Annotated in this window: 2 protein-coding genes and 1 pseudogene; all 3 read left to right on the top strand. The window is 33.2% G+C overall.

The genetic code is table 11. From position 1 onward, the window contains the following. A pseudogene (locus HMPREF0023_RS16605) lies at positions 1-217 on the top strand (hypothetical protein); the annotation flags it as partial. A gap of 114 nt (positions 218-331) precedes the next feature. Next, positions 332-517 (top strand): DNA-binding protein, encoded by a 186-nt coding sequence (locus tag HMPREF0023_RS00040; protein WP_008940849.1) that lies wholly within the window; start codon positions 332-334, stop codon positions 515-517. Positions 518-704: 187 nt separating this feature from the next. Beyond that, positions 705-1,982, top strand: a 1,278-nt coding sequence (gmtY, locus tag HMPREF0023_RS00045) for a gamma-mobile-trio recombinase GmtY (RefSeq protein ID WP_008940850.1), incomplete at its 3' end; no start/stop codon positions are given.

The raw sequence follows: 1,982 nt of genomic DNA on the forward strand, positions 1-1,982 counted from the left end.
AGCTAAAAACTACAATAAACTAATTCAAAATGAAAAGAAATTAATTAACAAAGAATTAGAAGATTTTAAGCTTCAAAATAAATTTATTGATGAATTATATTTAAAATACCCTGAACTAGCTCCTCAGTATTTTAAGCTAAAAAATAAAATAAGTTTAAGCCAACAGTATTCTTATGCTAAGCTTAAAACCATTGAAGGTTTAATAGAGTTAATTTAAAAACTTTTACCTGTTGGAATCAACATAAAAATAAAATTTACAAAATAAAAAAATATTGAAATAAATTAATTTCACATATATTTTTCTTCCAAATTCTTCTGTTTAAACATTTAAATGAATACACCTGAGCAAATTCGAAATAATTTCTTTAAAGATGGGTATTCTATTTCCCAGTGGGCTAAAGATAATAACTTCCCAGTGGATTTAGTTTACAAAGTTCTAAACAATAATCGAATTCCATCAAGAGGAAAAAGTCATCAAATTGCGATTAAACTAGGAATGAAGGAAGAAAGTGTATGAAATAACTTAATTTTTTAATTTATTGCAGAAAGTATAAAGACCCATGCGTCAACATGAGTCTTTATAAGTTTGTCTATCAATTAGGATCTCAAGACAAATTCATTCTAAAAGACATTGGTTATTTTATCAATGTTTAGGATTCTTTCTGCTCTGTATTTTCCTAAATTTATATTTTAATGGATAAAACATGCAGATTGTAAAAGTCATTGCAAAAGTCGTGGATGATAATTCAGGTATTTTTACTGAGATTCCAGTATTACTTGATCAAGATAAAGAGCCAATAAAACCTCTGGTCGAATATGCATTGAAGTTAAAGCGAGATGGTATGAGTCCATCAACAACTAATAATTACATTAACGCGACTCAACTTTTACTTGAATATATGACAGCGAATATAGGTACTTTTTCTTCACCACAAGCCTTATTTGAAAGTTTTAGTAGTCGATTATATACAGGTACTATTGGAGATGATGGATTAGATCCGTCTGGGCTGTATTGGCTACCTTGCAGTAAACAGGTAGCACGATTACATATTAATGCACTTAGTAAAATCACTGACTGGTTAGCTGAAAAATATGGTGTGATTTCAATGAATCCACTGATTAAAGCTGACAACTTGACGCAATATCTTAATTTTGCTGCATGGTTTCGTAGAAACCAACATAACTTTCTAGGTCATATCAAAGACAAACATATCAATAGTACTGTTCATTATGCTCGAAGCATTCAAGGCAAACGTCCGCTGGGTAAACAATCACAGGATGCTATTGAATTCCCTGAAAGATATTTTGAATCTTTTTATTTTAATGGATTGGGTGGAGCATCAGATCGCAGGATTGTACTTCGTGATCAATTAATATTACTGCTCATGCATGGCGGTGGTTTGCGAGAATCTGAAGCTTTGCACTTATGGATCGAAGATGTCCTCATTGACCCATCCAATTTTAATAATGTGAAGGTTCGTATTTACCATCCAGAAGATGGCAAAGCTCCGAACAATTGGCGTGGATGCTCAGGAAAGACAACTCGTGCAGCCTACCTCAAAGAAAAATATGCATTATCCCCCCGTAATGACCTTATGGGGAAAAAGTATGTGGGTTGGAAAAGCCGAGTAACTGACAGTAAAGAACAATACTTAGAGGTACATTGGTTCCCAACTATTTTTGGCGAGGTATTTTCAAAACTATGGCAAGACTACATCCGTTTTTTGACAATTTTAGAGCGTAATCATCCCTATGCTTTTGTAAGTTTCCATCATAAACATCTAGGCAATGCTTACACGCTCAATGCTTTCCATCACAATTATCATCAAGCTTTAAAACGTATAGGGCTGAAGCCATGTAAAGCTGATGGACTCACACCTCACTCTCATCGACATAGTTATGGAAGACGCTTACGAAGAGCTGGTGTAGACGAAATTGTGATTAAGAAATGTTTACATCATGCTTCATTAGACTCCCAAATA

The organism is Acinetobacter sp. ATCC 27244 (genome assembly GCF_000156555.1).
Taxonomy (GTDB): domain Bacteria; phylum Pseudomonadota; class Gammaproteobacteria; order Pseudomonadales; family Moraxellaceae; genus Acinetobacter; species Acinetobacter haemolyticus.

What these genes read in the sequence shown, in the direction of transcription:
- HMPREF0023_RS00040 (WP_008940849.1), top strand. Translation starts at nt 332, where the DNA reads ATGAATACACCTGAGCAAATTCGAAATAATTTCTTTAAAGATGGGTAT.